Genomic DNA, 23,642 nt, shown 5'->3' with positions numbered 1-23,642 from the left:
CATTTTCGTCAAATCCGGAAATGAAAAAAGCGGCGGGCGAAAACCGGGAATTGATTGCCGTATTGAGTGAAAGCAATTATCTCAAACTTAAAAACCGCATTTCGAGCCGGGCAGTGAATACGCTGAGCTGTCATATCGACTTTCCCGCAGCGCAATCAGGTCGTGAAAGAAAAATATATGTTCTGCAGTTAAAACCGAATCAAAAGCGGTAATTAATAATTCCTAATTCATAATTCATAATTATTTTAGGCCTTCCAGCCACCGTCCACATTCAAAACCGCACCATTAATATATGAAGCCTGGGAAGATAATAGAAAAACACAGGCAGCAGCCATTTCCCGGGAACGGCCCAGTCGTCCCAGAGGTATTTCACTGTTTAGCTGTTCTATTTCATCCGCCTGCAATTCTTTAACTAACATATCAGTTTTCACCGGGCCGGGAGCTATGGCATTTACCCTGATACCGCACTGGCCCACTTCGACAGCCAGCGAACGTGTCAAGGCCAGTAGCCCGCCTTTGGAAGCCGCATAAACAGATTCGCATGCGGCTCCCCGCATACCCCACACCGATGCCACATTAACTATACTTCCCTTTGAATTGCTCAGCATGCCGGGGAGTGCTCGCCGGCAGCATAAAAAGGCACCTTTAAGATTGACCCCCATTAGCCGGTCCCATTCATCTTCCGCAGTATCAACCAGCATAGCCTGCAAAGATATACCGGCATTATTAACCAGTAAACCAACCGGCCCCAGTTCCTTTTCTACCCGTTGGAACATAGCCTCCACTTGAGCCGCCTGGCTGATATCAGCTTTTACAGCCATAGCTTCCATTCCCTGCAAGCGTATTTCCTCCAGTAGTTTTAAAGCTGCCGCTTCAGAATTATGATAATTTACAGCTACTTTAACACCCTCAAGCGCCAAAGCGCGGCAAACTTCGGCGCCAATGCCCCGGCTTCCCCCGGTTACCAGGCAAACCTGACCTGCCAAACCTTTATCCATTTGCAAAAGCCTCCTCGGGATGATTCTATCCATATTAAGCATAATAAATAATCACCCGGTTATCCAATTTTCATGCAAAAATTGCCCATGAAAAATACCCTTCCCAGTCTGTAACCAGGAAGGGCATCATTTCTTGTTTATTCGGTGGCGGAGAAGGAGAAAACTAATGACAACAAGGTTTTCTTAACTCTCAAGGAACCACCTGTAAGGACTTTCTGTTATATTTCAAAAAAGTGAAGGGACTAAAAACCGAACCGAACATTACTTAACATGTGAAGCAGCGTGTTTACTCTCTGGGTCTAAAGGATTCAACTCACCAGGATTCTCCGCCACCTTAATTCAATTATATGTTGCCCTTATAGTAAATGCAAGCCTGAGAATCCTGGTAAATATATCTAGATATAGCCCTTGCAATTTGATATAAAAGTGATATCATATAAATATCATTTATTAAGGAGGTAAAATTATGACAGAAAAAAGCGCCTGGAAATTGAACGGGTTTCTTATGTTGTTTCTGGCTGTTTTTGTTTTGGCTGCGGCGGTTTGCAGTTTCATCCTGGGATACATTTTACCCGGGGTATTGTTTACTCTTTTCAGTATGATCGTTTTCAGCGGGATTACAATTGTGCAGCCCAATCAAGCCGGAGTAGTCATCTTTTTCGGCAGCTACATGGGCAGCATCAGGGACAGCGGTTTTTTTCTGACCGTTCCTTTTGCCAATCGCAATAAAGTATCTCTGCGGGTGAGCAATTTTAACAGTAAAACACTCAAGGTTAACGATGTTGAAGGCAATCCCATCGAAATAGCGGCGGTGGTGGTTTTTAAGGTAGTGGATTCCGCCCGGGCTATGTTTGATGTAGACAATTATGAACAATTTGTAGAAATTCAAAGTGAGACCGCCCTGCGTCATGTAGCCACCAAATATCCTTATGATGATTTCGGGGAGGGTGGGATTTCCCTGCGCGGCAATGCTGAAGAAGTAGCCCATGAACTGAGCCGCGAATTGCAGGAACGCCTTGAGGTAGCGGGAGTAGAAGTAATAGAGGCTCGTTTGACCCACCTGGCTTATGCCACGGAAATCGCCAGCGCTATGCTGCAAAGGCAGCAAGCCTCGGCAATTATTGCCGCTCGCCAGAAGATCGTGGAAGGTGCCGTGGGTATGGCCCAGATGGCAATTGCCCAGCTGCAGCAGGAAGGCATTGTGGAACTTGATGAAGAGAGGAAAGTAGCGATGATTAACAACCTCCTGGTGGCTATAATTTCCGAACGCGGCGCTCAGCCTATAATAAACACCAGCAGTATATACTAAGGGCAATATCATGGCAGGACCGAAGAAAAACTTTCCTCTACGTATAGATCCGGCAGTATACGAGGCTTTGGAACGCTGGGCGGCAGACGAATTCCGCAGCGTCAACGGTCAGGTTGAATTTATTCTAAGGGAAGCGTTAAAAAAGGCCGGGCGCCTGGAAAAAAACGTCCGGCCTGAGGAAAAACCAAGTAATGGTAATTAGTTATCCATCTCAACTTTCACAGTTGATCGGTTATGCGTAGCAAACGGCATGTCATTGTTATGAAAACTCGCGTATTTGTCATTGCGAGGAGCGTAAGCGACGCGGCAATCTTTCTCTCGCATGACATTTTAGATTGCTTCGCTTCGCTCGCCAATGACATCATACTGTGCCGCATTATATGATTACCCATGGATTAAACGGGGCAGGCAGCGAGTACAGGTCCAAAGAGCCTGCCCCTTGTGTTTCAATGGCAGCAGGTAAACTTCTTCTTCGCTGTTGTTACAAAAGGTACAGTGCTGCGGAATATATGGCAGTATCTTTTGCCCCTGGCGGGCTTTTACCGCTGATTCTGAAAAATCTTCAGCTTCCCGAGTCTCCAAGGACAAAGCTCCCAAAGGACAGACTCCCAGGCAAAACCCGGCTCCATCACAGAGTTCTTCCTTAATGACTTCAGCTTTACCGTCAACCAGGGCCAGGGCTCCCTCAGCGCAAGGGCTGATACAGGCCCCGCAGCCGTTGCATAATTCTTTATCGATTTTGATAATGGTTCTTTGGACCATCAAATCACCCCCTTATTCAGTCTGCTAATGATGGGTGCCATCTACTACCTTAATGCCCTTGTTCTCAATAGATTTACGGATTTCCTCATAATGAGGACAGGGAATATAGTTGTCTGACAAACCCATACAGGATGAGAGATGCACCACATCCAGCTTGTGTTTTTTCAAAGAATCCATCAACCGGGATACCCGCCTGCCCGGGCAGCCGCCACAGGTGAAAAACCCGATGATCTCCGCCTCATCACCATAGGACTTGAAATACTGCTGGCGGCGATTGAACGCTGCCATGCACGCCACCCCCGGACATACTTCGGACACGGTTTCACAGCGTACTACGGCGATGCGGGTCTTTTTCTTCTGGCCCGGTTTGTCTTCGGCGAAAGCAATATACTTTTCCCGGCTGCGGCGCAGATCCTCAGCCGTAACCGTATCATCTCCCCGGGCTGTCACTTCGCTTTCTACTGCCTTAACGGCCATATCCCTTACAAAGGCCGGAATCTTTTGCAATTCGGCCTGGGCTTCTTCTGTCCACTTCACTATTACCACTTCCTCATTATCCAACTCCATAAGCAATATTTTAACCTAAAATAGCTTTCAAATCCTCATCCGCGCTGCTCACCGGTTTAATAGCAAAATGCTTAACCAGGACATCCAGGACGGCTGGAGTGATAAAAGCGGGCAAGGTCGGTCCCAGCCGGATATTTTTTATGCCCAGATAAAGCAGGGTCAGCAAAACTGCCACGGCTTTCTGCTCATACCAGGAAAGGATCATGGATAAAGGCAGGTCATTTACTCCGCATTCGAAAGCGTTGGCCAGAGCCGCAGCTATCTGAATAGCTGAATAAGAGTCATTACACTGGCCCACATCCAGCAGGCGGGGTATGCCGTCGATTGCACCCAGTTCCTTATCAAAGAAACGGAATTTGCCGCATCCCAGGGTAAGGATTACCGTATCGGCCGGGGTCTTTTCCACCAGTTCGGTAAAATAGTTGCGTCCAGCCCGGGCCCCATCGCACCCGCCTACCAAGAAGAAATGTTTTATGACACCGGCTTTTACACCGGCTATAACTTTATCGGCGACACCCAATACGCTGTTACGGGCAAAGCCGACCATTACATTTCCCTGTTCCTCGTCGCTTTGGAACCCTGACATTGCTAGAGCTTTGTCCACCAATTCAACAAGGTTATCAGTTTTCAGGTGGGTAAGGCCCGGATAGGATACGGGACCGGTTGTAAAAACCTTATCTTTATAACTATCTTTAGGCATCATCAAGCAGTTGGTAGTCATTAATATCGGCCCCGGGAAATTCTCGAACTCCTTTTGCTGGTTCTGCCAGGCCCTGCCGTAATGGCCATAAAAATGGGGATACTTTTTGAGTTCCGGATAACCATGGGCAGGCAGCATTTCCCCGTGAGTATAAATATTTATATCCTGACCCGCGGTCGCTTCCAGAACATGTTTTAAATCCAGGAGATCATGCCCAGAAACCAGGATAGCCTTACCGGCTTTGTGTCCCAGAGTCACCTGGGTGGGTACGGGATGGCCAAAAGCAGAAGTATTGCCTGTGTCTAACAGTTCCATAGTCAACAGGTTTATCTCCCCGCACTTTAACACCATGTTCAGCCAGAAGTCGAGGTCATTTTCATGACTGCCGACTCTGGTAAAGGCTTCCTGAACAAAGGTATAGATTTTTTCATCTTCCTGTCCCAGAAGAGCGGCATGATAGGCGTAAGCGCAAACACCTTTGACTCCGTAAAGCAGAATTTCCTGCAAGGACTGTATATCCGCCGGTGCCCGGCGATCAACCAGCAGACCCTGCCTATTGCCTTCCTCAATTAAATCCTGCAGGCTTTCCCCGGCAAGATAGTTTGCAGCTGGATCATTAAAAGCTGGAACCTTATCCATGCCCTGAAGCTGTTCGCTTATTTGATTTCTAAATAATACCGTCTTTTCAATGTATTCCTGCAGTTTTTCCGGATTGAAATTCACATTGGTCAGGGTGCTAAAAACAGCTTCACAGATGAAACGATCTGCTTGTTTGGGGTTAATTCCTGCTTTACGCGCCTCAAGTGCATAAAAGGATAACCCCTTCAGCGCATAAAGCAGCAGGTCCTGCAGGGCGGCGGTATCAGGATTCTTCCCGCACACGCCCACGTTGATGCAGCCGCCTTTACTGGTCTGTTCACACTGGTTGCAAAACATATTAGTTCCTCCTTTTATATATATGATAATGTTGATTATATTGGTCCACTTTCGGCTTAAAGAATTCCTCCTTCCCATCCATTTTCACATAGATGCTGCAACCTCTTACACTTGTTGTAGGTTTTTCATTCTCTATGATCGCTGCTGTCTGTATTCTTCAACATGTCTTCCAGGGTTTCGCGCTGCAGCTCTTTAATCAATGCTTGCTGGGCACGGGCTAAATTACGGTTCACCGGACATACAGGCTGATTAGGGCAAGTATATCCCGGTGACAGACATACATTCAAAGCAATCGGCCCTTCTATAGCGGCAACTATATCCGCCAGGTTGATTTTACCCGCCCGTTTGGCCAATTTTATTCCCCCGTTAGTCCCGCGCTGGGTAACGACCAGATCAGCCAGTGCCAGGAGTTTTACAGTTTTCTTGAGAAAGTCTTCAGGAATGTCTTGCTGTTCCGAAATAAAACGTGTGGATAATACTTCACCATAAGGAAATTTAGCCAGTTCCAACATAGTACGAATTGCATATTCCGTTTGCCGTGTAATTTGCATAAAAAACCATCTTTTATTGTGGACTATATTTATCCTCTTTATCTTATTACAGAATACCAGGTAGAATTCTAGTCTGCAAGTCTGATGTAGAATAATTTCGATTTTTTTAGGCATTTTGGAAGGTATATTTTGTAAGTATGTCGAATGGTTTTAGTTGGGCACAGACATTACAGACTTTCTATGATTTTCACAGACCTTTTAACTGTGGGGTAAGACATTTTTTGATGCTGAATACGCTGAAAGATTATTAGCTGGGACCCTTCTCACGTCTCATGTTTTACGTTTAACTTCTTACTCCTCAATATTGTATCCACTGGGCATGAGGGGTTAATAGGATCTAATCGATGTGGGTGATTTTAAAATGAGGATTATCGCTGTTTGCAATCAGAAAGGCGGAACGGGCAAAACCACCTCCACAGTAAACATCGGCGCCGGACTGGCCATGTTGGGCCACAAAGTACTCCTGGTGGATCTTGACCCTCAATTTAATCTCAGCTTTTCCATGGGGCTGTCTGAATCAGAAATAAACACCTCCGTTTATGAAGTCCTTAGCGGTCAAAGCGAAATTAATCAGGCTTTAATCACTGTCAACGGATTAAAACTTTTACCGGCTCGTTCGAATTTAACCCAAGTGGATGCAAATCTTAACAACAACCCAAATAAACAATTCCTTTTGAAGAGAGCTTTACCAAACCTGGCTTTCGATTTTATTTTATTGGATTGCCCTCCCAGCTATGGATTAATCACCGTAAACGCTCTGGCAGCAGCCCAAGAGGTGTTTGTACCGGTGCAGGCCGAATTTTTAGCCTTGCATGGCATGAGCAAGCTGCTTGATACAATTTCTTCAATCCATTCTCAATATAATAAGGAACTAAAGCTTGGCGGAATCATTATAACCCGTTACGACCAGCGCAAAGTGCTTAACCGCGAGGTTTTAGCCAGCCTGGAAGAACATTTTTCCGGCAGACTTTTTCAGACTATTATCCGTGAAAATATAGCCCTAGCCGAAGCGCCCAGTTTTGGCCAGGATATATTCAGATATCGTCCTGACAGCAACGGAGCCCGGGATTATATGAACCTGTGCCGTGAAATCATGGAAAGGAGATAAATTATGAATCAGAAACGCCGGTTGGGAAAAGACCCTTTTGCGAAGCTCAATCAACCCGCTGAAGATATTCTGGAGAAATCTTCAGCTAATGATCAGGTTAAAAAGGCCCCCAATTCCACCCGAAAAAGCAGGAAAACCTCTTTACAAATGAATCCGGTTTTATCTGAAGAAGCCCCTTCATTGCCTGTTACTGCAGAAAACCATACGCCCACAAGCGATATAGATGTAGAAACAATTAAAATAGAAGTTAAAATACTTAAGCAAAAAACCGATCAACTTAATTTGTTAATTCAGCCCTGGCGTATATGGTTTCCATTTCTATTTTGGTAAACCTCGGGTAATGAATAAGAAAATAAAGAACTAAATAGACAGTGACTTCACTGACTACTATGACTTACACAGACTTTATAACTGCAGTGTAAGACAATACGCTGAAGGTTAAGCCAAGTTTACCGCATCCATAGATATCACATCACTTTACAAACCATTTTGATAAATGTTTATGGCCTGCACTATTTATTATTATTTCTATCTCCCGCGACCTTTTGCTTCATCTCCTTTTGGTTCTTCTCACAACATGAGATCGATTATATAAAATGCCTTTTAACCGCTCTCTTAACTTCCTACAAAAACTATTGATGTTTTCATATTATTCAGAATATAATGATTATGATACCACATTTAAACAGCACTCCTCATTTATACTAATTGCCACATAATTTTGTCATAGAGATTAATTAGACCATCACTTATCATTATCGCTTTATTTGTCGGAATTTTCTTTTTATTAATCTCGCTTTGGCGCACTTGCTTTGCTTAAGGGGAGTGTACTGAAAGGGGGAGTTTGTTGTGGATTTAAAAACGGTACTTTATTGGAAAGATGATGGCATCGCTACTGTGCAAATCAACCGGCCTGAAGTGCTGAATGCCATCAACGAAGATGTGCTTATCGACCTTTCCCTCGTGCTGGACGATGTAGCATCCGATCCGCAGGTAAAAGTGCTGGTTGTCCAAGGTGACGGGAATGCCTTTGCGGCCGGTGCTGACATCAAAAACTTTGTCAGCTATGGGCCGCAGGATGCTCACAACTATATTTACCAGGTTCAGGTCACTATGAACAAGATCATGGCCCTGGGGAAACCTACCCTGGCTTCTATCGCCGGCTACGCTTTGGGTGGCGGCTGCGAAATGGCCCTGGCCTGCGATATCCGCATAGCTGCGGATAATGCCTTTTTCGGTTTGCCGGAAATAAATCTGGGTATTGTCCCTGGCGGCAGCGGCACGCAGCGTTTAACCCGGATGGTAGGCGAGGGCAAAGCCAAAGAATTAATCTTTCTGGGTGAGGTGTTCAATGCTCAGCAGGCCTTTCAGCTTGGCCTGGTGAATTTCCTGGTATCTGCGGAAGAGTTAAAGGAACAGACTTTAAAAATTGCCAAAAAGCTCAGTAAAAAACCGCCTCTGGCTATCCGCACCGCCAAAGAACTCATACATCTAAGCTATGATGTGGATATATACACCGGACTCATGATGGAAAAAGAAAAGTTCGCCTTCCTTTTCTCCTCCGATGATCAAAAGGAAGGTATGACTGCATTTCTGGAGGGACGCAAGGCAGTTTTTAAGGGGAAATAGTAGTTGCGCAAATATAAAAAATAACATTTATGGGGGGAAGATTTTATGAATCGCTGGCAGGAACTGTATAAACAGAAATTGGTAAGCGCCGACGATGCGGCTAAATTAATTCACGATAATGATAATGTAGTGGCCCCGCTCTCCAACGGCCAGCCGTTGGGCCTGATTAACGCTGTAGCGCAGCGGATTCGCAATGATGAATTAAAAGGGGTTACTTATGTTGCCGGGGTGGATGTGCGCTGGTTTGACCTTTATCACAAGGATCTAGTCGGAAAGGTCCTTATAGATTCGGGATTTGTATCCATAGCCACCCGCAACGGGGTAGGTGAAGGTTTATTTACCTACACTCCCTGCCGCCTGGGCGAAACAGTTGATATGATTCAACGCTGCCGCGAGTGTCATGTGGCCTGCATGGTGGTATCACCTATGGACAAACATGGCTTTTTCAGTACGGGCTGCAATGTGGACTGGGGCTGGGAAGCCGCAAAACTCAGTCATCCTCGCAGTATCATCGTAGAAGTAAACGAGAATATGCCCCGTACCTACGGACACAACCAGCTGCATATAAGTGAAGTCTCCGCCGTGGTGGAAAACACTATCCCCTTGTTTGAACTTCCTCCGATACCTATCACTGACAAGGATGAAAAGATCGGGCGCTTTATAGCCGATTTGATTGAAGATGGCTCTTGTATTCAAATCGGTATCGGCGGCATGCCTAATGCTATTGCTAATTTTCTGACTGACCGCAAGGATTTAGGAATCCATTCGGAAATGCTTACCGACACTATGGTTGACCTATACGAAGCCGGGGCTATCACATGCAGCAAGAAGAACTTTATGCCCTATAAATGGGTGGGCTCTTTTGCTTTGGGCACCAGCAAACTCTACAACTTTATTGATGAAAATCCCATGGTGGAAATGCACTCCACCCGTTTTGTAAATGACCCTTATATAATTGGCAAAAACGACAACATGATTTCCGTAAACGCCACCATGGAGGTTGATTTAAGCGGGCAGGCCGCTTCCGAATCCATAGGCACCATGCAATACACCGGAACCGGAGGGCAATTAGACTTTGTTCAGGGCACCTGGCGTTCCAAAGGAGGAAAATCTTTTCTGACCCTTTACTCCACCTACACCAACAAAAACGGCGAGGTTAAATCCAAAATCGTCCCCACTCTGTCGCCCGGCATTTTTACCACAGTCTCCCGCACCGATGTACAGTATGTCGTAACCGAATACGGTGTAGCCAGCCTTAAGGGTCAAAACCTCAGAACCCGGGTCAAGGAACTTATAGCTATCGCTCATCCTGATTTTCGTCCCCGCCTGGAATGGGAAGCGCGGAAGATGAATTATATTCCTTAATGCCATGAACGGGAAACAAACGTAAAATGACACCTGCCAGGCCGGGTTTGACAGTTTTGATTATTTACACCAAACCTTAAAACAGTGCCAAAAGATGGAGATTAGAAAAGCGTGAGGGGTTAAGCGGATGTCTTAGTCTCCTCACGCTATAAATTTTTTATTCTTTAGCCAGGGTATAAATAGCCTTGATGGTTCTATCAATATCTTCTTCGTTGTTAAAAAATCCTGGGCTCAAGCGGCAGGCCCCGGTTTCAAATGTTCCTATACAAGTATGGGCCAGCGGAGCGCAGTGCAAACCCGCCCGGCAGATTATGCCATACCTGTGATCCAAATTAAAGCTTACATCGCCGCAATCTCTACCGGAAATATTAAATGCTATTACAGCGGTACGATCCTTACTGTCAGCAGGCCCGTATACAATGACTCCCGGGATCTCCCGCAAACCTTGCAGCAGCCTTTCACAGAGCCTTATTTCATGTTCCCTTATTTTATCCACTCCCGCAGCACGAACAAAATTAACCCCCGCCAAAAGCCCTATAATTCCCGGTGTGTTAGGGGTTCCGGCTTCCAGGTGATCAGGCATAAAATCGGGATGGGTAAGGTGTTCGGAAAACGAACCGGTCCCTCCTTCTTTCAATCTTCTAATAAATAAGCCTGGTTTTACATATAAGCCTCCGGTTCCCTGCAAGCCCAAAAGGCCCTTATGTCCAGTAAAAGCCAGGACATCTATATTCTGTGCAATGACGTCTATCGGTAAAACCCCTGCGCTCTGGGCACTGTCCACCATAAAAGTAATGTCGTGTTCACGTGCAATTTTTCCAATGGCGGTTATAGGCATTATGGCGCCGGTCAAATTGGATGCATGCAGCAAAGTTATGAGTTTGGTATTAGGTTTAATAGCTCTGCGGACATCCTCGGGGTCCAGCCCATTCTTCATCGAAGCGTGTATCTGAGTCCATTCAATCCCCTGTCTGGATAAAACATATAAAGGACGCGCCATGGCATTATGCTCCATATCGGAGGTTATTACATGATCCCCCGGCTGCAGCAGTCCTTTTAGCGCTGTATTTAACGCTTCGGTAACATTACTCATAAAAGCGATATAATTGGCGTCTTCAATATTAAATAGGGCCGCCAGGGATTCACGGGCCTCCAATATGATGTTTCCCGCCTGTAACGTAGCCCGGTGGGCTCCCCGTCCAGGGTTTCCTCCCAGGTAACGGTTAAAATGGTCTACGGCGTCACATACGCTTTCAGGTTTGGGATATGATGTAGCCGCATTGTCAAGGTAAATGCCCCGCATGGCAAACCTCCTTTGCAATAGGAGACCTGATTGACCGCAGATAAACCCAGATTAAGCACTAACGTATCTGTGTCTGTCTGTGGCAACTCTTATAATGTTATGGCCTTGGCGGCAGTAGTCAGGAGTTCCATAGCGGTATACATATTGGTGACCTTCCCCACTGCCAGTTTTTCTTTCAGGTGGTAAAAGTCCAGGCAGGTCCCGCAGGACAGAATCTCCACCCCTTTTGATTCCAGGGCTACCAGGTGTTCCAGAACCGCAGATCCCTCGCAGGTAAGTTTAACCCCGCTGTTCATAAAAATCATATGCTTAACCGGCTGGTCAAGTTCATTCAGGCTGAACAGGAAGCTCTTCATCAGCACCTGACCCAGTTCACCATCACCCTCGCCAAACAGGCTGCTTTTAATGAGAATGGTTACATCCCCGGCCAATTTATCATCTTCACAGCTTTCCAAACCGGGATGCAGGTAAATGTAATAATCGGCGTCTTTTTCTTCCACCTCCACCTGATACCCCTGACTCTGCCCCAGCTTACTTACGTTTTCCCGCGCTGCTTCATTGCTGACTATGGCTGTTATTTGCATAGAGTGGTTTTCGTCCATCGCTTTTTTCGTCAAAATAACGGGTTCCGGACAATTCAACCCTCTGGCATCTACTATCCTTCCTTCCATAATACCGCCCTTTCATATTTATTTATATTTTCTCACCAGTTCAATATACCTTTATTCACGGCTGATTATAACCCAGCCATCTCCAGTTAGACTGCAATTATAAGCATTAAACTATCCAAACCAGATGAAGAATAAACGATGTCTTAAATATATCATATAATTATTATAAGTATAATAACTAACGGTTATATAGGTTTTTAATTGGCAAGCCATCCATACATGATAAAGGTAAATATACATGCCCTTAATTGTATATTTAATGGCTGCATGAGAAAACTAGCAAAAAAAGAAAGGAGGGTATACATGGCGCTTCTGGGAGATCCATTTGTAGCCACTACCCCAAGGCAGTTGAACGATGCTGAATTGCTGCAGGCTCTGCGTGTCGATTTGGCTGGAGAATTAGAGGCCATCATCGGTTATGAGGCTCACGCTATGGCTATATATGATGAACGTGTAAAAAAAGTCCTTTTGCACATAGCCAATGAGGAACGCAGGCATGTAGGACAGCTCCAGCAGCTATTATTCATGCTGAACCCCGCTGAACAAGATTATACTCAACAAGGTATCCAGACCATACAAAATCAACAAGCCCAGAATTTTCAGAATCCCATACAGTAAAAAAACCGGGCCGGTAACAGGAACCAAATTACAGGTCTATTAGTAATTTAAACCTGTGTCCGGCCCTTGTTCCTTAGTAATGAACCGCCAGCCAGATACAGGGCGGGTTCGTTGAAGTCTCGCTCACACGATGTTTTTCACCTGCGGGAATAATTAACCATTCGCCGGGAAATAAATCCCTTCTTCTGCCATTCTCCCATTCCAGTATCGCGGTACCTTGCAAGAGCAGCACCCATTCGTCACGCGGCTGGTCATACCAGAAACCCGGCGGGGAAACCTGTCCGCTGGAAACTATGCGTTCAATGCGCACTGCATCTGTCTCAGCCAGTATCTCGACTATTTCTTCATCAGGCAGATCAGCAAGTAACTGGTAAATATTGTGCATTAATCTCCACATCCTGAAATTATTCTTGTTTTTAAATGCTATGGATATACAATATATAATATCGTTCCTGGTTCATAATATATGAAATTATTAATTGCGGGAGGCTGTCTTTTGGCCTTAAAACGTTTCGCGTTCTATGCTGCTTTTCTTTTGCTTTACGGTTTAATAAATGCTTACATAGCTCTGCGCGGGGGGCAGGCTGTACGCGGCAGCTATCCCCGCCTGGCCTGGTCATGGGGTATATTCGTGCTGATCGCTTCTCTGCTCTTCCCGGTCAGCCGCTGGCTGTCGCAGCTGCTTCCTCATGAAATCAGCAAGATATTGATTACGGCAGCTTCTTACTGGCTGGGAGCGATGTATTATCTTTTTTTTATTATTCTGGCTCTGGATTTGGTGCGCCTGGCCGACCACTTTATAAACTTTCTGCCTGCAGATTTTAAAACGCCGCACCCAGGGGTGGCCGCCGTCATGTGCAGTATTTTGCTGGTAATATTTTCTTACGGTACTTGGAATGCCTGCCATCCGCGCATAATTCATTATGATTTAAGTATCAATAAGAAATCCAGCCCGCTTGACAAGATGCGCATAGTTATGGTTTCCGATATCCACCTGGGCTGGATTGTTGGAATTAACCGGTTAAATTCTATGGTCAACAGCATTAATTCGCTTCAGCCCGACCTGGTTTTGCTGGCGGGGGACATAGTCGATGAGGGGGCTGACCTGGAAGCCCAGGACGAAATCCCCTATACCTTCAGCAGAATAACTGCACGTTACGGCACTTTTGCTGTTCCTGGAAATCACGAATATATCAGCGGTCAAGTGTACCGGGTCGGAAAATTCCTGCAGGATGCGGGGGTAACCGTTTTGCGTGACCGTTATATAGAAGTTGACAACGCTTTTTACTTAGTGGGACGGGACGATTTAAACCGGGGCGGGTTTAGCCAAAAACGGCGTAAGGACCTGCGAGAACTTCTGCAAGGACTGGATTCCGAACTGCTGCCGGTTATTTTAATTGATCACCAGCCGTTCAAACTGGAGGAAGCCGACCAGGCCGGAGTTGATTTGCAGTTTTCCGGACACACCCACCTGGGCCAGTTCTTTCCCAACAACCTCATAACCCATAAGCTCTATGAGCAGGATTGGGGCTACCTGCGCAAAGACCGCCTGCAGGCCATTATTTCATGCGGTTACGGAACCTGGGGCCCGCCTATCCGCATCGGCAACCGCCCGGAGATCGTTGTGGCCGATGTAGTTTTTAATAAATAAGGGCAGCTCTTCTTGTTTGATTAAATAAGCGAGCTGCCCTGGATATCGATTTTGATCAATTCGACTTAACGGGAAAAGACCACGGTATAGGTGGCTTTATCCCAATCAACTTTTACCCCCAAAGACTCAGCCGCAAAACGGACCGGATCATGGTGCGCCCATTTAAAATTTCCGCCGGGGCATCGAGGTATTTTTGCTGGCCATTGCTGTAATAACCCTTTTTACCGATATACAGGATCACCGTTTTATCTTTCAAAACTGCGGTAACTTTTTGCTGTTTCTCATCCCAGCTTACCTGTGCTCCCAGGAGTTGTTCAAAAAGGGTGCGGAATGGCATCATGGTACGTGAATTTTTTATATAGGGCTGCACATCGGGAAAACTGATATATTTTCCATCCATAATTACCGCGGGTTGTCCTTCTTTTCCCCCGGACTGCGCGGTTTTGAAGGTCCATACTGTCGAGGACAGCATATTGCCGAAACGGTCCTTAACCCCTTCTATCCCTACCGTATACTCAGTTCCGGGAGTTAAAACCTGACTAGGGGTTAATGTCACCTGGCAACGGGAGGAATTATATATCAGGCTGCAGGGTACTGCTGTGCCATTTGCTGTGGTCCGCAGGGAAATATTACTGGTAGAAAGGGTTTCCGCAGCCGGTTCGCTGCTGAAGGTAATCTTAATCGCGCCTGTAACCGGAACATTAACCGCGCTTGGCAATGGTTCACGGGTACTGATTTTAAAAGGGTTTTCTGCGGCGGTGGTGAATGTCCAGGAGGCGCCGGTTATATAATAGCCGTTATAATCCTTTATATTTCCGCTTACGTTGACAGTATAGACTGTTCCCGGCTGCAAATTGCTGCGCGGTGTTATAGTTACCCGGCGTGAAGATGAATCATAAGATACTGTGGCTGAAACCGATGAGCCGCCCTGAGTCAGGTAAACGGTGCTGCTGTCAATAGTGCCGGCAGACATGGCCGTATCAAAACGGAACGTAATCACCTTGTTGATTGCTACCCCGCTGGCACTGGCATAAGGATCCTTGTCACTGATACCCGCGCTGGCTGACCCTGTAGTAGTAAATTTCCAGGAAACAGAACTTATATAAGTGCCGTTATAATTTCTGATATTGCTGCTTACATTTACCGTATATTCGGTTCCGGGGTCCAGGTCGCGGCTGGGGGTGATGGTGACATATCTAGTAGACGAATCATAGGAAACACTGGCGGAAACGGATGAACCGCTTCTAGTTAAATAAACCGTACCGCTGTCTATAGTGGAAGACATCATGGCATTACTGAAGCGGAATTTGATGACCTTGTTAAGAGCCACCCCGCTGGCGCCGGAATAGGGATCCCTGTCACTAATCGTGGTGTCGGAGTAATATGAGGTGGTAAATGACCAGGAAGTGGGAGTAATGCTGTTTCCATAATAATCTCTCACATCGCTGGTTACATGCACGGTATAAACAGTATTGGCAGCCAGGTCATAGGTGGGATCAATGGTTACCTGATCAAAGGATTGATCGTATGTAACTGCAGCGGAAACATAGCTTCCCCCTTGAGTAAGATAGATGCTGCTGTTGCTAATAGTGCTTGAACTCATGCGGTTATTAAAATAGAACTTTATGGTCTTGTCTACAGGAACCCCGGTGGCATTGGCTTCCGGGTCGCGGCTATAGATTTGACCAGAGCCTGTGCCAATGGTAGTAAAATACCAGCTTGAAGGAGATGCGGCCAAATTATAGTAGTAGTTTCTGGAATTCACTACCACCGTATACCCTGTTCCCGCTTCCAATGCATAGGTTGGCGTAATTGTAACCAGTTTATTACTGCTAGAATATACAACTCCTGCTGATACGCGGACACCATTATCTTTTACCAGGTAAATATAATTATCATTTACGGTGGCAGGGTCCATATCCTGGTCGAAATAAAACGAAATCACTATCCCCGTATTTATATTGGTAGCGTTAGGCAAAGGATTCTGATTATATATGTAAGGAGCAGTGGGGCTGTATACAGCCAAAGTTACCCTATCGGAATTCAACAAGCTGGAACCATAGGGATAACCTGAGCGTGATGCAGCCTGGACCTGTGCGGATAACAGCATCACAGCTATACCCGCTGCCAGAACCGCAATTATCATCATAGGTTTTGCCATTTTAATACACGTTTTTCCCTTCACATTTTTCATCTCCCTTTCCAAGCTAAAATATCCTGATACCAACCAATCAACAGCGTTTATATATAACCTTCCTTCGGACAATTACATTACTTAACTTTACAGACATAGTTCATTATTGTTTGGCTAATTCCTCCTTTGTTAGATAATCTTCTTGGTAAACTACGTATTTATTATGAGAAAAATTACACGATATAAAATAAATTTAACAAGCTGTTTGTATTTATTATCCTTCCCGCGTATTATTTGCTTTTAACCGCTGTGGTCGATGCGAGTACGTCTTATGATATAATCCAGATAAGCAAAACGCCGTAAATATTAACAGGCGGTGAATTAATGGATTTAGATAAAAAAAACCTGGAAGAACTCAGTGCTGAACTGGAATCTCTTAAAACCCGGGTTGCATTTTTGGAAGAACAACTCCAATCGGGTTATAACCGACAGGATAAGGTTTCCTTACGCAGCGCCAAAGCTGGCCCTCTCTACATAGAACCTCCTGAAGAACAATCGTCCCGGAAGCCATTTATTACCGAGAGCTTCATCGGCGGAAAGCTTTTTAACCGTATTGGCGCTCTAATTGTGGTCTTTGCCGCAGCCTATTTCCTCAAGTGGTCCTTTGACAACCACATCATCGGCGAGTTGGGACGCTGTGTGCTGGGATTGACCGCGGGCGTGTTTTTAATCGGCCTGGGGCATTTCTACTTTAAAAAGGCCTATGCGGTTTATGCCCAGGGATTAACCGGCGCGGGCATCGCCATCATTTATCTTTCTTCTTATGCGGCAGTTAATTATTATCACCTGATAAGCCCTTACGGCGCTTTTGCCCTGATGTTTGTTACCGCCCTCACGGCCGGGGTGCTGTCAGCGGTGCAAAATGCTCCCGGCACGGCAATTATGGCTGCTGTGGGCGGCTTCCTGGTACCCTTCTTAATGGGCAGTCACAGCGGCAGGATTATCCCGCTTTTATCTTATGTTCTAATACTTGACCTGGGAGTATTGTTCCTCGCCTATTACCGGCGCTGGCTGGTCCTGGACCTGCTGGCCTTTATAGGCACCGCGGTTATTACTCTGGTTGCCTTCCAAATGCAGTGGAAAATATGGGCGGGACAAGGTTTCCTGGGCGCATTTCTGCTGCTCTTCATAGCCGTAGCTGCCATTCACAACCACCGCAGCCGTAAAAACAACCTCCTGCTCTTGCTGGGCAGCGCAATTTTTTTCAGCATGTGTTCTTTTGCCAACCTGGATAAACATTCCCAATGGTATGGCCTGCTGAGCCTGACCCTGGCGGCTGTATATCTCGGTACTTTCAAAATCATGCTTATCGGAAATAAAGGTACCGGTTTCTTCCGTCAGAGCCTCTTGGTTATGGCCATGGTTTTCTCCCTTCTGGCCGCTCCCCTGCAGTTAAGTGAAGTGTACAGCCACCTGGCCTGGTTTGCGGTGGCCGCCGTGCTGCTCCTGGCTTCCGACATATTGAAAAATAAGGCAGCCTATATTATCGCCTGTGTTATCACATTCTTTGCCTGTTTTTCTGTTTTTACGATATACCAGAACCCCCATCCCCTGCCTTTCCTTAATAAACCCGCCCTCTTGCTGGCGGTGGGAATCGGTGCTTGGCTGTGGGCATTGCGGTTAAGTGCAAAACATTACCCGGGCAGGACCTGGCTTACACTCGGAATAGCGGTTGTCTGCGTGGCTGTCTTGTTCTATCTCCTGCACTTCAATATCGATAATGGTATTTATTACTACCAGGCCAACCAGTCCTTCGCTTTCCTGATTCCGGTGGCCTGGGCCATTGTCAGCAGCCTGGTGCTTTATATGGGAGTAAAGCGCGACAACCGGGTCACCAGATTGTTCAGCCTGGTGCTCTTCGGGGTGGTTATACTGCGCACCCTGTTCTATGATCTGCACCAGCTCGATATTGTATATAAAATCCTGGTGCTTATGGCCGTAGGGCTTATATCGCTGGGAATATCATTTTACTATCAGAAACGGATGCATGAGGAGGCTCTGTCATGAGAAAAATCATTGCCGCTTTAATAACTTTGCTCTTTTTGGCCTTATCAGCAACAGCGGCTGCAGCGGCTGCTGTACGGCCTGCCTGGCATTATTACCGTGAAATCCCAGACTATAATGGTTTTGCCCTCATCAAATTAGATAAAGCGGTTATGAACCATTGTCAGGACTTCTTTGCCGACCTGCGTATCACCGACAATAATGGAAATGAAATTCCCTGCCAGATACTGCAGCCCGGTATGGGTGAAATCAGCATCCCCGTCACTTTGCTGAATGCGGCAGATTATACGGACCATTCATCGGTAATACTGGATTTGGGCGCTAACCCCCAGGCGCACAACCGCCTGAACCTGGTCCTGGATTCACAGAAAGATTACCTGCGGGAAGTCAGGCTGGAAAGCAGTAATGACAAGCAAAACTGGGGCTACCTGACTAAAGGCAGTATCCTTTATTATAACAAAGAAGAAAAAAGCGAGCCCATCGCCTATACGACCAGCGATGCCCGTTATATAAGGGTAAATATATCGCGGTTCCCAGGCGAAAAGGCTTTACATGTTCGTTCAGCCATGGTCCATTATGTTCCCGCCGGTATTTATAAGGGAGAGATTATTGAAACCAGCCTGGTTTCCAAGCGTTCAGACCGCAAATACACACACATAGTGCTGGACTTAAAGGCGCCTAATTATTTTATAACCAGAGTGGAGATTAAAACTTCAAACCGGAATTTTGACCGTAATGTTGAATGTTTTACAACCGCAGAAATTACCGACAACGAACAGAAACAAATGTTCATATCCAACCGTATATGGGACCATCAATGGCAGGGTTATAATGCCAGTAAAACCGGCATAGAACTGCAGCAGTACGCTCAGCGTTATCTTATGCTGGATATATATAACGGTTCCAGCCCGCCGCTGAAGATATCTGATATCAAGGTATATGGCGACACCCCGGTCCTGCTGGCTGATCTGCATGGCCCTGCCCGCCTGTGGTACGGCAACAGCAAAGCCAGGCTGCCTGAATATGATCTGGCCCAATTTGCTGCTTTGCTGGAAAATAAGGATCTGGCGCAGTTAAAACCCGGCCCGGAAAAAATTAATCCAGATTATGTTCCCCCGGCAATACCGTTCAGCGAAAAGCACAGGTGGCTGCTTAATGCGGCAATTATTTTGGTAGCAGCGGGTTTTATCATCTATATATTGCGCAACTTGAAGAAAATGAAAGCATAAATGACAGAGGGGACGGGGTTTTTGGCACCCTGTCACCTGTCACTTTCACCTGTTTTATGGAATCAAGTATACTTCTAGCCTTTCTTTTCTCCAGCGGCGTGGGACTCTTTTTCGGAATATACCCGGCCAATCAAGCTTCCAAGATGGACCCCATCGAAGCCTTGCGTTACGAATAGATAGCCCGGATAAGTAATACTATAAATTTCTAATTTAAGCACTTTGCTGGTAACAACGTTTCTTATTTCGCCATATAATACCAATGATCCGAAAAGTTGAAGGAGGTGAACATATGGCGACCACAGTATTTACACCTACGGATAATGTCTACATTTCAGAGTATTATTACTATCAGAATTTTTCCGGCAGCAGTTCTTTATATTGCGGTCAATATGATGGCAGTGGCGATATATACAGAAGCATTCTGCGTTTTGACCTGGAATCCCTTCCCGCTTTCTGTACCATTACAGATGCTAAACTCAAGTTATTTATATATCGCAACGATGCGCCTGCTGTCTCACGCACTATTAATGTCTATCAAGCCCTGAGTTATGTTCCGCAGAATATCGTAACTTATGCCAACCAGCCTTTAAGCCCTGGTTCTCCCGAGGCCAGTTTAATTATTTCTTCGGAATTGGACACATATTTGGAATTTGATCTAACAAATCTGGTTAAGGGATGGTATACCGGCAGCATTCCTAATAATGGGATCGTGGTAACCGGTTTGGAAAGCGATAATGCCCTGGCAGGTTTCAGAAACGGATATTATGACAACAGCAATTGCTGGCCTTTACTGGAAGTGGATTATGTCAAAGGCATAATCACAACATACCCGGTGCAAAACGTAGTGACTACAACGAATTGGGTGGGTTCCCAACCAATCCCGTTAGGTACGCGGACTGCTACCATTACAGTAGTAAATACCGGTTCGACCTATGATGCCGCTGTAGAATTGGAGATCAGTCCCGATGGGGTTGCATGGGGATGGGCTCCCTTTATGACAGCCAGCGGGGTATTTATTGTAACCCCCCTGCCGGCAAACGGGTATTTGGGAGACAATACCGTGGTTTTTCATACAAGCGGGTATTCGGGAGCTTATGCCCGTGTCAGTTATGTATGTCGTGACGGGAACGATCCAACCACCTTATCAATATACGCCACAACAACTGAAGGATAGGCAATACTGATCGGGGGCAGGTAAGGATTACATTCTCCTGTCCCCTTTTTAATTACTCTGCTAAAGAACACCGTCAGTTTATTCTAAACAAGAATCCTGACACCTCGTTGGGTTGATTTAATATAGATATAGTCTTTTAACTTTTCCTTGATCACGGCATCTATTATTTTAGCCCGGTTAAGCCATGAGTTGGCTTTGGCTATTTTCATCCTTTTCATCTTTTTAACAAAATCTTTATCCTCTAAAGCTTCTCTGAGGTATTGGTTGAACTCTTCTCTGGTTCTGCCTACATACAATCCCTCGATATTTCTAACTTCAGGCATGTCGGTTGAGACGATTGGTTTTCCTGCGCTTTGATATTCATACATTTTAATGGGATTGCAGGCTTCTGTCATGGAAGTTACTTGAAACGGTATTATGCACACATCAAAATATTGCAGGTATTCCGGCAATTCCAGGTAATTTTTCCTGCCCAAATAATAGATGTTATCTGCTGTAACAATATCTTTAAATTCGCCATATAGCGGTCCTATCATCACAAAATTCACATCATGGTTCTGTTCACTGATATAATTCATTAGTTCCCAGTCTATCCAGGGGGCAATAGCGCCAAAGTAACCAATGACCGGTTTTTGATTATCAGGCATATCAAAGGGTTTGGGGCTAATTATGCCCTGAGCAGGGCTGAAGTGCTTATAATCCGCTCCATTAGGACACATGTAAACATTAAGGTGTTTATTCTTGTGATAGTCATATAGTTTCTGAGCAGTCGCAAATATAATATCCGCCTTGGCGGCCGCACGGTCCAAATCTCCAGCCCAGTGTGCAAATTCTCCGCTCGCTTCATCAATGGCATCAAAAACCACCAGTTTCTCCTGGTATCTGCCAATAAACTCAACATTGGGAGGATATGATATCCATAATATTATGGGATATTCGAGCGGCAATTCTTCCCAAGGTGTTTCTGGCGTACACAGCCAGAAATTGGGGTACACCTTTACAACATTTTCGTTTTGTTTGAAATAATGATCATGGTTATAAAACAGTACTTTATAACCCAGGCCTGCCATTTCTCGCAATAATTGCTGCGGCCGCTGGAATAACCATGCAAAATCTATGGTTGGCGGATATATAATAGTAGGCACTTTTTTACCTCACATATTACTAATACTTATTAAGCGTTAAGCACCAATAGCAGGGCATCATTAAGTTCCTCATCAATTTGCTCTACATCTCTAAATCTATATGAAGTCGATGTAAAAGTTTATTTATTCATTAACACTTCATTATATGCGCCCGGTGTTCATTTTGCTGCTATACAATTACCGGAAAACCATCGGCAGCTGCTTTTCTTCCACGAAACAGGATAATAAAATACTTTCAGCTGGTAAAATCCAGCCTTACGTTTGTTCCAAAGGTTTTTTCAAGTCCTTGAGTATCTCCTCTTTTGATTTTCCCTCCAGCTGCATTTCATAAGCTTCTTTCAAAACATCACCCAATGCTGGACCGGGTTCAAAACCCAGAGCCAGAAGATCACGGCCCTGCACCAGCGGGTTAATACCCGATTCAGGGTCAAGTCCTAACCGGGCGATCCTTTCCAGCAGCCAGGTTCTAATCGGAGCATAATCCCTTTTGAGCGTACGTCCGCAATAATCAGCTTCGGATAACAACAACAGTTCCGCTACATTTACCCGCTCTACCAGTTTACGTATAGCCTTATCACTCAGCTTTTCCCTTTCCTTATACAGCAAAACCGGACGCATGTGTTCACGGACCAGAACGGTCACCCTGTCCGTCAGGCTGCGGCTGGCTCGCAGATTCCGCAGAAACCGTCGGGCTAATTCAGCGCCCTGAGTATCATGTCCGTAAGCGGTAACTTTTTCTCCTTCCTGCCGAGTTACACCTGGTTTGCCGATATCATGCAGCAATGCTGCCCACATTAAAGTCTGTGGATCCCTTGATTTTTTCCGCAGGCGAGCGGCCTGATCCACAACTAACAAGGTATGCTCCCATACATCACCTTCAGGGTGGTGGGTTGGAGACTGAATACAGGCTTTTAAGCAATATAACTCCGGATGATTGCGTTCCAGTACGCCCGTTTGTTCCAAATACCTTAACCCGATCGAAGGATGTTCGGCTCTTAACAGCATTTTGGCAATTTCCAAAAGGATTCTTTCCGGATCTATATTGGTTAATGCGGTTTCTGCCATGAGCTTTTGCGTTTCCGGGCTGATGCTGAAGTTCAGCCTTGCGGCCAGTTGGACCGCACGATAGACACGCAGGGGGTCATCAATAAATACCCGAGGCTGGGTATGCCTGATGGTTCTAAGGTGCAAATCTTTCACGCCCTGGCAGGGGTCGATTAGATCCCCGCTGATTACGTCGATCATCATGGCATTTACCGTAAAGTCCCGCCTGAGTGCGGCTTTTTCATAGCTGCTGCCGGGTGGCGCCACTGTGAAATCGAAGTGGGGATAACCGCTGATTTTAAAAACCGGATAGCTTTTCCCTACCTCTTTAACTTCACCAAAATTGGACAAGATATCCCGCAAGACTCCCGGTTCCAGAAGGAATACCTCTATATCTATATCCTTGCTGTCATGATCCGATACGTTCAGGAGCTGGTCACGCACAAACCCTCCTGCATAAAAAGCCCTTGCCCCGCGTAAAGCTATCTGCCTTGCGATTTCCTGAATCATATAACCATCCTTTATCTTCATTTGCCCATACTTATCATACCCTCATAGGTATTGCAGAATCCACATCAGATCAGACTTTTATTGCTAGCAGGCAAATTATACCTCCGGTTATATTAGTTCTGACTTTTAGGGTCCAAGTTATGTATAATACTTATAACTCCGCTTGCTATTTCA

Annotated in this window: 24 protein-coding genes and 1 pseudogene; 13 read left to right on the top strand and 12 right to left on the bottom strand. The window is 45.7% G+C overall.

Going from position 1 to position 23,642, the window contains the following annotated elements; genetic code table 11:
* The coding region (locus JCM14374_RS13735; protein ID WP_172674156.1) for a hypothetical protein at positions 1-212 on the top strand (212 nt) is incomplete at its 5' end.
* Between the two features lie 33 nt (positions 213-245).
* Here the strand turns inward: JCM14374_RS13735 and ymfI are convergent.
* The gene (gene ymfI, locus JCM14374_RS05025; RefSeq protein WP_083453876.1) at positions 246-998 is read right to left on the bottom strand and encodes an elongation factor P 5-aminopentanone reductase; all 753 of its coding nucleotides are present in this window, start codon (positions 996-998) and stop codon (positions 246-248) included.
* 466 nt (positions 999-1,464) lie between these two features.
* Between ymfI and JCM14374_RS05020 the strand changes: the two genes are divergently transcribed.
* Both JCM14374_RS05020 and JCM14374_RS05015 read left to right on the top strand, forming a co-directional pair.
* Positions 1,465-2,307: an SPFH domain-containing protein gene (locus JCM14374_RS05020; RefSeq protein ID WP_054694287.1), complete on the top strand. Its 843-nt coding sequence runs from the start codon at positions 1,465-1,467 to the stop codon at positions 2,305-2,307.
* Positions 2,308-2,317: 10 nt separating this feature from the next.
* Entirely contained in the window at positions 2,318-2,509 is a 192-nt protein-coding gene (locus JCM14374_RS05015; RefSeq protein WP_054694285.1) for a type II toxin-antitoxin system antitoxin, read from the top strand.
* Between the two features lie 182 nt (positions 2,510-2,691).
* On the opposite strand, the gene JCM14374_RS05010 is transcribed toward JCM14374_RS05015, so the two are convergent.
* From JCM14374_RS05010 to JCM14374_RS04995, 4 genes are all read right to left on the bottom strand, one after another.
* Positions 2,692-3,069: an ATP-binding protein gene (locus JCM14374_RS05010; RefSeq protein ID WP_054694281.1), complete on the bottom strand. Its 378-nt coding sequence runs from the start codon at positions 3,067-3,069 to the stop codon at positions 2,692-2,694.
* Positions 3,070-3,093: 24 nt separating this feature from the next.
* A complete protein-coding gene (locus JCM14374_RS05005; RefSeq protein ID WP_083453875.1) occupies positions 3,094-3,636 on the bottom strand; it encodes a CGGC domain-containing protein in 543 nt (180 codons plus the stop codon).
* Between the two features lie 10 nt (positions 3,637-3,646).
* On the bottom strand, positions 3,647-5,272 hold the full coding sequence (gene hcp / locus JCM14374_RS05000) for a hydroxylamine reductase (protein WP_054694278.1): 1,626 nt from the start codon (positions 5,270-5,272) through the stop codon (positions 3,647-3,649).
* Positions 5,273-5,397: 125 nt separating this feature from the next.
* Positions 5,398-5,823, bottom strand: a complete 426-nt coding sequence (locus JCM14374_RS04995; protein WP_054694276.1) for an RrF2 family transcriptional regulator — start codon at positions 5,821-5,823, stop codon at positions 5,398-5,400.
* 361 nt (positions 5,824-6,184) lie between these two features.
* Here JCM14374_RS04995 and JCM14374_RS04990 point away from each other — a divergent pair, with 361 nt between their 5' ends.
* From JCM14374_RS04990 to JCM14374_RS04975, 4 genes are all read left to right on the top strand, one after another.
* Complete coding sequence (locus JCM14374_RS04990; protein WP_054694272.1) at positions 6,185-6,931, top strand: ParA family protein; 747 nt, start codon at positions 6,185-6,187, stop codon at positions 6,929-6,931.
* 3 nt (positions 6,932-6,934) lie between these two features.
* On the top strand, positions 6,935-7,261 hold the full coding sequence (locus JCM14374_RS04985; RefSeq protein WP_054694269.1) for a hypothetical protein: 327 nt from the start codon (positions 6,935-6,937) through the stop codon (positions 7,259-7,261).
* A 519-nt stretch (positions 7,262-7,780) separates the two neighbouring features.
* A complete protein-coding gene (locus JCM14374_RS04980) occupies positions 7,781-8,560 on the top strand; it encodes an enoyl-CoA hydratase/isomerase family protein (protein ID WP_054694266.1) in 780 nt (259 codons plus the stop codon).
* 45 nt (positions 8,561-8,605) lie between these two features.
* The gene (locus tag JCM14374_RS04975; protein ID WP_054694264.1) at positions 8,606-9,925 is read left to right on the top strand and encodes an acetyl-CoA hydrolase/transferase family protein; all 1,320 of its coding nucleotides are present in this window, start codon (positions 8,606-8,608) and stop codon (positions 9,923-9,925) included.
* A gap of 157 nt (positions 9,926-10,082) precedes the next feature.
* Here the strand turns inward: JCM14374_RS04975 and JCM14374_RS04970 are convergent, their stop codons facing one another.
* Together JCM14374_RS04970 and yedF are read right to left on the bottom strand one after the other, a co-directional pair.
* Positions 10,083-11,228 carry an aminotransferase class V-fold PLP-dependent enzyme gene (locus JCM14374_RS04970; protein ID WP_054694261.1) on the bottom strand — a complete coding sequence of 382 codons (1,146 nt, stop codon included), beginning with the start codon at positions 11,226-11,228 and terminating at the stop codon, positions 10,083-10,085.
* Between the two features lie 89 nt (positions 11,229-11,317).
* On the bottom strand, positions 11,318-11,899 hold the full coding sequence (yedF, locus tag JCM14374_RS04965) for a sulfurtransferase-like selenium metabolism protein YedF (RefSeq protein WP_054694259.1): 582 nt from the start codon (positions 11,897-11,899) through the stop codon (positions 11,318-11,320).
* 303 nt (positions 11,900-12,202) lie between these two features.
* Between yedF and JCM14374_RS04960 the strand changes: the two genes are divergently transcribed.
* Positions 12,203-12,517, top strand: a complete 315-nt coding sequence (locus tag JCM14374_RS04960; protein WP_054694256.1) for a demethoxyubiquinone hydroxylase family protein — start codon at positions 12,203-12,205, stop codon at positions 12,515-12,517.
* Positions 12,518-12,590: 73 nt separating this feature from the next.
* Here JCM14374_RS04960 and JCM14374_RS04955 read toward each other — a convergent pair whose 3' ends face one another.
* Positions 12,591-12,902, bottom strand: coding sequence for a cupin domain-containing protein (locus tag JCM14374_RS04955; protein ID WP_054694252.1), 312 nt, complete (start codon positions 12,900-12,902; stop codon positions 12,591-12,593).
* Between the two features lie 111 nt (positions 12,903-13,013).
* Between JCM14374_RS04955 and JCM14374_RS04950 the strand changes: the two genes are divergently transcribed.
* Positions 13,014-14,168 carry a metallophosphoesterase gene (locus JCM14374_RS04950; RefSeq protein WP_054694249.1) on the top strand — a complete coding sequence of 385 codons (1,155 nt, stop codon included), beginning with the start codon at positions 13,014-13,016 and terminating at the stop codon, positions 14,166-14,168.
* A gap of 65 nt (positions 14,169-14,233) precedes the next feature.
* On the opposite strand, the gene JCM14374_RS15665 is transcribed toward JCM14374_RS04950, so the two are convergent.
* Both JCM14374_RS15665 and JCM14374_RS04945 read right to left on the bottom strand, forming a co-directional pair.
* Positions 14,234-14,290, bottom strand: coding sequence for a hypothetical protein (locus JCM14374_RS15665; protein WP_369397302.1), 57 nt, complete (start codon positions 14,288-14,290; stop codon positions 14,234-14,236).
* A complete protein-coding gene (locus tag JCM14374_RS04945; protein ID WP_054694246.1) occupies positions 14,281-16,353 on the bottom strand; it encodes an Ig-like domain-containing protein in 2,073 nt (690 codons plus the stop codon). Before JCM14374_RS04945 ends, JCM14374_RS15665 begins: the two co-directional genes overlap by 10 nt.
* Before the next feature lie 333 nt (positions 16,354-16,686).
* On the opposite strand from JCM14374_RS04945, the gene JCM14374_RS04940 reads away from it, so the two are divergent.
* The 4 genes and pseudogenes from JCM14374_RS04940 (at position 16,687) to JCM14374_RS04930 (ending at position 20,769) form a co-directional block, all read left to right on the top strand.
* A complete protein-coding gene (locus JCM14374_RS04940) occupies positions 16,687-18,369 on the top strand; it encodes a DUF2339 domain-containing protein (RefSeq protein ID WP_054694244.1) in 1,683 nt (560 codons plus the stop codon).
* Positions 18,366-19,595 carry a DUF3999 family protein gene (locus JCM14374_RS04935; protein WP_054694241.1) on the top strand — a complete coding sequence of 410 codons (1,230 nt, stop codon included), beginning with the start codon at positions 18,366-18,368 and terminating at the stop codon, positions 19,593-19,595. Before JCM14374_RS04940 ends, JCM14374_RS04935 begins: the two co-directional genes overlap by 4 nt.
* A gap of 62 nt (positions 19,596-19,657) precedes the next feature.
* A pseudogene (locus tag JCM14374_RS15660) lies at positions 19,658-19,771 on the top strand (ABC transporter permease); the annotation flags it as partial.
* 113 nt (positions 19,772-19,884) lie between these two features.
* Complete coding sequence (locus JCM14374_RS04930; protein WP_054694237.1) at positions 19,885-20,769, top strand: DNRLRE domain-containing protein; 885 nt, start codon at positions 19,885-19,887, stop codon at positions 20,767-20,769.
* Positions 20,770-20,852: 83 nt separating this feature from the next.
* On the opposite strand, the gene JCM14374_RS04925 is transcribed toward JCM14374_RS04930, so the two are convergent.
* Positions 20,853-21,914 (bottom strand): glycosyltransferase, encoded by a 1,062-nt coding sequence (locus JCM14374_RS04925; protein WP_054694232.1) that lies wholly within the window; start codon positions 21,912-21,914, stop codon positions 20,853-20,855.
* Positions 21,915-22,169: 255 nt separating this feature from the next.
* On the bottom strand, positions 22,170-23,489 hold the full coding sequence (locus JCM14374_RS04920; protein WP_054694230.1) for a CCA tRNA nucleotidyltransferase: 1,320 nt from the start codon (positions 23,487-23,489) through the stop codon (positions 22,170-22,172).
* Positions 23,490-23,642 lie beyond the last annotated feature (153 nt).

It is taken from the genome of Syntrophomonas palmitatica JCM 14374 (assembly GCF_001311885.1).
In the GTDB taxonomy this organism is placed as follows: domain Bacteria; phylum Bacillota; class Syntrophomonadia; order Syntrophomonadales; family Syntrophomonadaceae; genus Syntrophomonas_A; species Syntrophomonas_A palmitatica.
Note: the sequence above shows the minus strand (reverse complement) of the source record. Positions and strands in the feature narration are given on the sequence as shown.

Bases quoted from the DNA above. Each gene is read 5' to 3' on its own strand.
- ymfI (WP_083453876.1), bottom strand. From the start codon at position 998: ATGGATAAAGGTTTGGCAGGTCAGGTTTGCCTGGTAACCGGGGGAAGC.
- JCM14374_RS05020 (WP_054694287.1), top strand. From the start codon at position 1,465: ATGACAGAAAAAAGCGCCTGGAAATTGAACGGGTTTCTTATGTTGTTT.
- JCM14374_RS05015 (WP_054694285.1), top strand. From the start codon at position 2,318: ATGGCAGGACCGAAGAAAAACTTTCCTCTACGTATAGATCCGGCAGTA.
- JCM14374_RS05010 (WP_054694281.1), bottom strand. From the start codon at position 3,069: ATGGTCCAAAGAACCATTATCAAAATCGATAAAGAATTATGCAACGGC.
- JCM14374_RS05005 (WP_083453875.1), bottom strand. From the start codon at position 3,636: ATGGAGTTGGATAATGAGGAAGTGGTAATAGTGAAGTGGACAGAAGAA.
- hcp (WP_054694278.1), bottom strand. From the start codon at position 5,272: ATGTTTTGCAACCAGTGTGAACAGACCAGTAAAGGCGGCTGCATCAAC.
- JCM14374_RS04995 (WP_054694276.1), bottom strand. From the start codon at position 5,823: ATGCAAATTACACGGCAAACGGAATATGCAATTCGTACTATGTTGGAA.
- JCM14374_RS04990 (WP_054694272.1), top strand. From the start codon at position 6,185: ATGAGGATTATCGCTGTTTGCAATCAGAAAGGCGGAACGGGCAAAACC.
- JCM14374_RS04985 (WP_054694269.1), top strand. From the start codon at position 6,935: ATGAATCAGAAACGCCGGTTGGGAAAAGACCCTTTTGCGAAGCTCAAT.
- JCM14374_RS04975 (WP_054694264.1), top strand. From the start codon at position 8,606: ATGAATCGCTGGCAGGAACTGTATAAACAGAAATTGGTAAGCGCCGAC.
- JCM14374_RS04970 (WP_054694261.1), bottom strand. From the start codon at position 11,228: ATGCGGGGCATTTACCTTGACAATGCGGCTACATCATATCCCAAACCT.
- yedF (WP_054694259.1), bottom strand. From the start codon at position 11,899: ATGGAAGGAAGGATAGTAGATGCCAGAGGGTTGAATTGTCCGGAACCC.
- JCM14374_RS04960 (WP_054694256.1), top strand. From the start codon at position 12,203: ATGGCGCTTCTGGGAGATCCATTTGTAGCCACTACCCCAAGGCAGTTG.
- JCM14374_RS04955 (WP_054694252.1), bottom strand. From the start codon at position 12,902: ATGCACAATATTTACCAGTTACTTGCTGATCTGCCTGATGAAGAAATA.
- JCM14374_RS04940 (WP_054694244.1), top strand. From the start codon at position 16,687: ATGGATTTAGATAAAAAAAACCTGGAAGAACTCAGTGCTGAACTGGAA.
- JCM14374_RS04935 (WP_054694241.1), top strand. From the start codon at position 18,366: ATGAGAAAAATCATTGCCGCTTTAATAACTTTGCTCTTTTTGGCCTTA.
- JCM14374_RS04930 (WP_054694237.1), top strand. From the start codon at position 19,885: ATGGCGACCACAGTATTTACACCTACGGATAATGTCTACATTTCAGAG.
- JCM14374_RS04920 (WP_054694230.1), bottom strand. From the start codon at position 23,489: ATGAAGATAAAGGATGGTTATATGATTCAGGAAATCGCAAGGCAGATA.